Raw genomic sequence first — 6841 nt, 5'->3', positions numbered from 1 at the left:
CCCGCCTCTTCAACGGCGGTAAACGCAATCAGCAGCAGTTTTTCCGTCGCAACACTTAAATTTTCGTTATGCACTTCAGCGTAATGGCGAAGCTTTTCTTTTAGCGCCTCATCAATTTTGACATTCAATACAGCGGTCGACATCGTAGAAAATCCTTGTGGTCAGCCAAAACACACCGGATGTAAGACCCTGTCGTTACAGCGCGATGGCGGCGGCAAAAGCAACAAATAACATCCCCGAAACACATTGACAGCATTTGATGACAATAAAATGACAATACGATGACAAAGAAAAGAAGATAAGAAGAAGGGAAATTGCCGGACGGCAGAATTGGGTGGGGGCCCTGCCAGCTACATCCCGGCACACACGTCATCTGCCTTGGCTGCTTCCTTCCGGACCTGACCTGGTAAACAGAGTAGTGTTGCGGGAGAACCAACAGAGCCCCCATTGAGAGCGTTGTTAACCAACGCGCAGGCGCATTATCACTGCTGCACCCTGTAATTGCAACCCATCCAGCATCGGATGCTGTTTTCTTGTGCAATGCGGCTTCACTCCCTCGCCATTCGGCATTATGCTGGAGGATTAGCGCAGGAATAAATAATGGATATACAAGACACTTTCCCCCAACGCGTCTGGCAAATCGTCGCGTCAATCCCCGAAGGTTTCGTCACCACGTATGGCGATGTTGCCAGGCTTGCCGGTTCGCCGCGCGCTGCGCGCCAGGTCGGCGGCGTGCTTAAGCGTCTCCCCGAAGGCAGCACTTTGCCCTGGCATCGGGTGGTTAATCGTCATGGTGCCATTTCGCTGACCGGCCCCGACTTACAACGGCAGCGTCAGGCGTTGCTGGCAGAGGGAATAGTGGTTTCAGGAAGCGGGCAGATCGATTTACAGCGCTATCGCTGGGTGTACTAACCCTCTCCAGGCGGAGAGGGTTACGACTGCCTTAGTACTGCGTGGGAGCAGGAACGGCAGAAGAAGGATTCACCTGGGTTGGTGACGTTGACGGCACCGTGGTGGCTGCCCCACCGCTTGCCTGAACCGGTACTGCTGTTTGCTGTACAGGGACCAGCGTCAGGTCAGCTTTCGTACCACCCTGATTAATGACCGTCTGAACGGTATCAGTAATAAAGACCAGTTTGTCATTAACCGTAATTGCCGCACTCAGCAGAATACGGGCGTTAGGCTGAATATCTGCCGGGTTAAATGGTAATACAAAGCTGAATGGCGCCTGCTTACCTTCAGTACGGACCGCTTTTTGCGACAGCACTTTTGACGGTGCATCGGCCAGCGACGCATCTGACAGCGTGACGGTCAGCACCGCATCGGGTGGCAAGGCCACTTTCTGGCGGATCCATACCGTACCAGAAACATTTGGCTGTTGAATTTTAGACTGTGTGTCAGCAATTGACGTATTAGGGCTTGGCGCAGGTGTCTGAATATCTGCACTTTTATCAGCACAGGCCGCCAGAGCGACCGCAACCGCTAAACCACTTACCATGTGCACGAGTTTCATTAAATTCTCCTTATCATCTATGCACCAGCGAGAACTTTCCTCGCCAGAAGAGTGGTTAACAAAAACATAACGTGACTAAGTGTGGCACAAGACAGCTGTTTTTGCCTGTAATAGGCCTTTAATTCAGACAATTGCACCCATCGGACCACTTTCAAAATTGCGTTATACTCTGCCTACCTCGCTGCGAGATCGATATAACCTGGAGAGCACGTATGAGTCTGGCGCTGAAAAATTTGCTGACATTGTTAAATCTGGAAAAAATTGAAGAAGGACTCTTTCGGGGCCAAAGTGAAGACTTAGGGTTACGTCAGGTTTTTGGGGGACAGGTTGTCGGTCAGGCGCTGTATGCCGCCAAAGAAACCGTACCGGAAGAGCGTCTGGTGCACTCCTTCCACAGCTATTTTTTACGCCCCGGCGATAGCCAAAAACCCATCATCTATGATGTAGAAGTCTTGCGTGATGGTAACAGCTTCAGCGCGCGCCGCGTTGCCGCAATTCAGAATGGTAAACCCATTTTTTACATGACCGCCTCTTTCCAGGCACCGGAAGACGGATTTGAGCATCAGAAAACCATGCCGGATGCGCCGGGTCCCGATGAGCTGAAATCAGAAACAGAAATTGCCCGCTCAGTGGCGCATTTACTGCCGCCGCTGTTGAAAGAAAAATTTATCAACGATCGTCCGTTGGAAGTGCGCCCGGTTGAATTTCATAACCCCTTAAAAGGTCACGTCGCACCTCCGGCGCGCCAGGTATGGATCCGTGCAAACGGCGAGCTGCAGGACGATCTGCGCGTCCATCAATATCTGCTGGGTTATGCCTCAGACCTGAACTTCCTGCCTGTAGCGCTGCAGCCGTACGGGATTGGTTTTCTGGAAAAAGGGATTCAGATCGCCACCATTGACCATTCAATGTGGTTCCACCGTCCGTTCAATATTAATGAGTGGCTGTTGTATAACGTCGAGAGTACTTCGGCCTCCGGTGCCAGAGGTTTTGTACGCGGGGAGTTTTATACGCAGGACGGCGTGCTGGTCGCCTCTACCGTGCAGGAAGGGGTAATGCGTAATCGCAATTGAGAATTACCGGATGGTGGCGCAAAAGCGTTACCATCCGGCAGATTGAAACATCAAGCGTTGTAAGCGTTCTCGCCGTGACTGTTCACATCCAGACCTTCGCGTTCCTGCTCTTCCGGTACGCGCAGACCCACCGTCATATCCGCCAGCTTATAGCCAATGAAGGCCACCACGCCGGACCAGACGATGGTGATCGCCACGCTTTCCAGTTGCACCAGCAGCTGATGCCCCATGGTAACGCCCTCAGCAAATCCCACGCCGCCCAGAGAGCTGGCAGCGAAAACCCCGGTCAGGATGCAGCCAACAATACCGCACACGCCGTGCACGCCAAACACGTCACACGGATCGTCCACGCGCAGAAAACGCTTCAGCATGGTTACGCCCCACAGACCAGCCAACCCCGCAACCACACCGATAATCAGCGCCCCGCCGACACCGATGTAGCCACATGCAGGTGTTACGCCCACCAGACCTGCAATAGCACCGGAACAGGCGCCCAGCAGAGACGGTTTACCACGCAGCGCCCATTCACCGAAGATCCATCCGAGGATGGCGGCGGCGGTGGCGACCACGGTATTGACAAAGGCCAGTGCGGCAATTTCATTCGCCGTTCCCGCTGAACCGGCGTTAAAGCCAAACCAACCAATGTAGAGAATAGCGGTACCGGTGAAGACCATCGGCAGGTTATGCGGTTTAAAGGCTTCTTTGCCAAAACCGACGCGTTTGCCAATCAGATACGCGCCAACCAGACCGGCAATCGCTGCGTTGATGTGCACGACCGTCCCGCCCGCAAAATCCAGTGCGCCGTGAGAAGCCAGCAATCCGCCGCCCCAGACCATATGTGCAATGGGGATGTACGACAGCGTTAACCACACCACCACAAAAATCAGCACCGCAGAGAAACGAATACGCTCAGCCAGCGCCCCGACAATCAGCCCAACGGTGATGCAGGCAAAAGATCCCTGAAAAGCAACGTGAATGTACTGGTAGAAGCTCCCCGTGACCGCCGTCAGCGCGATGTTCTTCAGCAATACCCAGTTGAAGTTGCCGAAGAAATTATTCCCTTCGCCAAAGGCCAGTGAGTAGCCATAAACCACCCATAGAATACAAACCAGAGCGAATGTCACCGTCACCTGAGTCAGCATCGACAGCACGTTCTTACCGCGAATCAAACCGCCGTAGAACAACGCAATGCCAGGGATAGTCATAAACAGCACCAGCGCGGTACAGATCATCATAAAAGCGTTATCTGCTTTATCCGCAACCGCCGGTGCCGCCATTGCCAGTCCCGGCAGTAGCGCCAGTGAAGCAATACCCGTTTTCATCGTTGCTATCTTCATTTTTTGGTTTCCTATCACTGTGTGCCAGAAGTTACAGTGCGGCTTCGTCGGCTTCGCCGGTACGAATACGAATCACACGTTGCAGCTCGGCGACGAAGATTTTGCCGTCGCCAATTTTTCCGGTGTATGCCGCCTTACTGATGACATCAATCACGCCATCCAGTTGGTCGTCGGCAATCGCCACATCAATCTTCACCTTTGGCAGAAAATTGACGCTATATTCAGCCCCACGGTACAGCTCAGCATGACCTTTCTGTCGGCCAAACCCCTTCACTTCGGTGACGGTCAGCCCCTGAATACCAATAGACGACAGTGCTTCACGGACGTCTTCCAGTTTGAACGGTTTGATTACCACGGTAACCAGCTTCATAGATCCCCTCCAGTCAGAATTCAGTAGTGGCTGCAGATACACGAGAGGAATATTGCAAGGGGTGTGCCAGGAATGAAAAACGCGGAATGATTCAGGTTCGCCGGGTACTGCCGGGAGAGAAAAAGAAAAAACGCACTATAACGGTGCATAGTGCGTTACATTTTTGCACCAGATTGTTGATTGCCGGATGGCGGCGTAAACGCCTTACCCGGCCTACGATACCGCGTGGCCGGATAAGCACTGCGCCGTCAGGCGATAACAGCATCCTCTTGCGTGCTGGCGGCTAACTCTTCGCCCGCCAGCTGCAGCTGATACATCTGCCAGTAACGGCCTTGCGCCGCCAGTAATTGCTGGTGCGTACCACGCTCAACCGCTTGACCGCGATGCAGCACCAGAATGGTATCCGCATCGACAATCGTCGATAACCGATGCGCAATCACCACCAGCGTAGTGTGTTCACGGACCGCCGCCAGCGCGTGCTGAATGGCCTGTTCAGTACCGGAATCAATACTGGCCGTGGCTTCATCGAGAATCAGCACCTGCGGCGTTTCAACCAATACCCGCGCCAGCGCCAGCAGCTGTTTCTGCCCAACGGAGAGATTATTGCCCTGCTCGCCCAGCCGGGTATGAATCCCCTCGCTCAAACCCCGAGCCAGTTCTGCCAGTTGCACAGTCTCCAGCGCCTGCCAGACCCGCTCTTCTGAGATATCGCGACCCAGCGTGACGTTTGCCAGGAAGGTATCCGCCATCACCACCGGATCCTGCTGCACCATCGCGATGCCCTGACGTAACGCACCGTGGCTCAGAGAAGACAACGGACGTCCGTCAAGGCGGATTTCCCCCTGCGTCAGCGGGTAATATCCCATCAGCAGGCTGGCCAGCGTGCTTTTGCCGCTGCCTGTGTGTCCGACCAAAGCCACAAAGCTGCGCGAAGGCACGGACAGACTGATGTTTTGCAGCACCAGATTGTCGTCGCGATAGGCAAATGAAACGTTATCCACCTCAATGTCTCCGCTTTTGAGCGGGCGATCGTCTTCACCATAGCGCTGACGAGGCCCGTCCATCAGTTCGAACACTCGCTCACCAGCGACAACCGCCTGCTGCAGCATTGATTGCTGGGTGGTCAGCTCGATCAGCGGTTCGTTCAAACGGCCGAGGTAGCTGATGAACGCGTACAGCACGCCAACCTCGATGGAGGTGCCAGAGGTAAAACTGAACAGCATCAGCAAACCGCAGAGGATCAGTGCCGAGAACAGGCTCAGCAGCGGACGCAGCAAAAAACCATCCAGTCGCAGGGTTTGCATACGCGCCATATAGTGCGAGCGGCTTGCCTCGCCCATTCTCTCGCCAAACCTTGCCTGCTGGCGGAACTGCTGGATAACGCTCATGCCGTTAATGACTTCGTTAAAGCCATCGTTAATATCCGCCAGATAAGCGCGCACCCGACGCACAATCGGGGTGCTGTAGCGTTGGTAAATCACCATCACCACCAGCACGGCCGGGAAAATGGCCATTGCCACCAGCGCCATGCGCCATTCCAGGCTGAACATTGCCACCAACATCGCGCCGATTAAGGCCGCGCTGCGCAGGACCGTTGCGACCACCGTCACGTACAGGTCGCGAATAACTTCAGTATCATTGGTCACGCGGGAGATAAGCTGCCCGACGGGCTGAGTATCAAAAGCGCTGAGCGGCTGACGCAGCGCAGCGTCCATTACGTCGGTGCGTAACTGTTGTACTACGCCAACCGCCGCCTGGTTAAACAGCAATGACTGCGCGTAATGCAGACCTGCCGCCAGCAGTTGCAGACCGACATAGGCCGCAACCAGCCCGGCAACCATCGCCAATGGCAGATTGTTCTTCGCCACCATGTTATCGATAAAATAGCTAATCAGCAGCGGACCGCTGACTTCCGCCGCAGCCGCCACCCACAGCATAACTACCGCAATCGCCAGCTGTTTTCGCCATGGGGAACCATACGCCAGCAGTCTTTTCAGAGTTGGCCATAATTGCCCGAAACTACGCATTAGCCGCCTCCTCGTTTATCTCTGGTGCATCAGACAGCGCCGCTTCAAGTTGCTGATAGCGGTACATGTCGCGATACCAACCGGGCTGTTGCACTAAAGATTCATGCTCACCGCGCTGAGCAATATGCCCATGCTGCATCACGATAATCTCGCTGGCTTCCGTCAGAGCCGATAAACGGTGTGCGCTGATAATCACGGTTCTGCCTTCGCCCCACTGGCGCAGGTTATGCAGGATCTGATGTTCGGTACGACCATCCACCGCCGACAGCGCATCATCCAGAATCAGAATTTCAGCGTTCAGCAATAACGCTCGAGCGATAGAAATACGCTGTTTTTGCCCGCCAGACAGCATCACCCCGCGTTCGCCCACTTCGGTGTCGTAACCCTGAGGAAGACGTAAAATATCCTCATGAACGCTGGCAAGGCGCGCCACATGCTCGATCTCTTCCTGCGTAGCCTGCGGGCGTCCTAAGGCGATGTTATTACCGACGGTATCGGAAAACAGGAATGGCGTCTGGCTG

6 protein-coding genes, 1 other RNA gene and 2 pseudogenes are annotated in these 6841 nt (G+C 54.5%); 2 read left to right on the top strand and 7 right to left on the bottom strand.

What is annotated here, in order from left to right:
- Together FDW94_RS23780 and ffs are read right to left on the bottom strand one after the other, a co-directional pair.
- Positions 1-143: pseudogene (locus tag FDW94_RS23780) on the bottom strand (hypothetical protein); the annotation flags it as partial.
- A 198-nt stretch (positions 144-341) separates the two neighbouring features.
- Positions 342-438, bottom strand: an RNA gene (gene ffs / locus FDW94_RS02735) — signal recognition particle sRNA small type.
- Between the two features lie 150 nt (positions 439-588).
- On the opposite strand from ffs, the pseudogene FDW94_RS02730 reads away from it, so the two are divergent.
- A pseudogene (locus tag FDW94_RS02730) lies at positions 589-912 on the top strand (MGMT family protein); the annotation flags it as partial.
- 31 nt (positions 913-943) lie between these two features.
- Here FDW94_RS02730 and FDW94_RS02725 read toward each other — a convergent pair.
- Entirely contained in the window at positions 944-1513 is a 570-nt protein-coding gene (locus FDW94_RS02725; protein ID WP_003021666.1) for a YbaY family lipoprotein, read from the bottom strand.
- A 212-nt stretch (positions 1514-1725) separates the two neighbouring features.
- Here FDW94_RS02725 and tesB point away from each other — a divergent pair, with 212 nt between their 5' ends.
- Entirely contained in the window at positions 1726-2586 is an 861-nt protein-coding gene (gene tesB / locus FDW94_RS02720) for an acyl-CoA thioesterase II (RefSeq protein WP_003831027.1), read from the top strand.
- Positions 2587-2636: 50 nt separating this feature from the next.
- On the opposite strand, the gene amtB is transcribed toward tesB, so the two are convergent.
- The 4 genes from amtB to FDW94_RS23775 all read right to left on the bottom strand — a co-directional run.
- Positions 2637-3923: an ammonium transporter AmtB gene (gene amtB, locus FDW94_RS02715; RefSeq protein WP_008783954.1), complete on the bottom strand. Its 1287-nt coding sequence runs from the start codon at positions 3921-3923 to the stop codon at positions 2637-2639.
- Between the two features lie 31 nt (positions 3924-3954).
- Positions 3955-4293: a P-II family nitrogen regulator gene (glnK, locus tag FDW94_RS02710; protein WP_003021657.1), complete on the bottom strand. Its 339-nt coding sequence runs from the start codon at positions 4291-4293 to the stop codon at positions 3955-3957.
- Positions 4294-4541: 248 nt separating this feature from the next.
- Positions 4542-6320: a SmdB family multidrug efflux ABC transporter permease/ATP-binding protein gene (locus tag FDW94_RS02700; RefSeq protein ID WP_103284812.1), complete on the bottom strand. Its 1779-nt coding sequence runs from the start codon at positions 6318-6320 to the stop codon at positions 4542-4544.
- The coding region (locus FDW94_RS23775) for an ATP-binding cassette domain-containing protein (protein ID WP_249358261.1) at positions 6313-6841 on the bottom strand (529 nt) is incomplete at its 5' end. The genes FDW94_RS23775 and FDW94_RS02700, both read right to left, overlap by 8 nt.

The organism is Citrobacter sp. wls757 (assembly GCF_005280935.1).
In the GTDB taxonomy this organism is placed as follows: domain Bacteria; phylum Pseudomonadota; class Gammaproteobacteria; order Enterobacterales; family Enterobacteriaceae; genus Citrobacter; species Citrobacter portucalensis.
The sequence above is the reverse complement of the archived record's forward strand: the minus strand, read 5'-3'. Positions and strand labels throughout refer to the sequence as shown.

What these genes read in the sequence shown, in the direction of transcription:
- FDW94_RS02725 (WP_003021666.1), bottom strand. Translation starts at nt 1,513, where the DNA reads ATGAAACTCGTGCACATGGTAAGTGGTTTAGCGGTTGCGGTCGCTCTG.
- tesB (WP_003831027.1), top strand. Translation starts at nt 1,726, where the DNA reads ATGAGTCTGGCGCTGAAAAATTTGCTGACATTGTTAAATCTGGAAAAA.
- amtB (WP_008783954.1), bottom strand. Translation starts at nt 3,923, where the DNA reads ATGAAGATAGCAACGATGAAAACGGGTATTGCTTCACTGGCGCTACTG.
- glnK (WP_003021657.1), bottom strand. Translation starts at nt 4,293, where the DNA reads ATGAAGCTGGTTACCGTGGTAATCAAACCGTTCAAACTGGAAGACGTC.
- FDW94_RS02700 (WP_103284812.1), bottom strand. Translation starts at nt 6,320, where the DNA reads ATGCGTAGTTTCGGGCAATTATGGCCAACTCTGAAAAGACTGCTGGCG.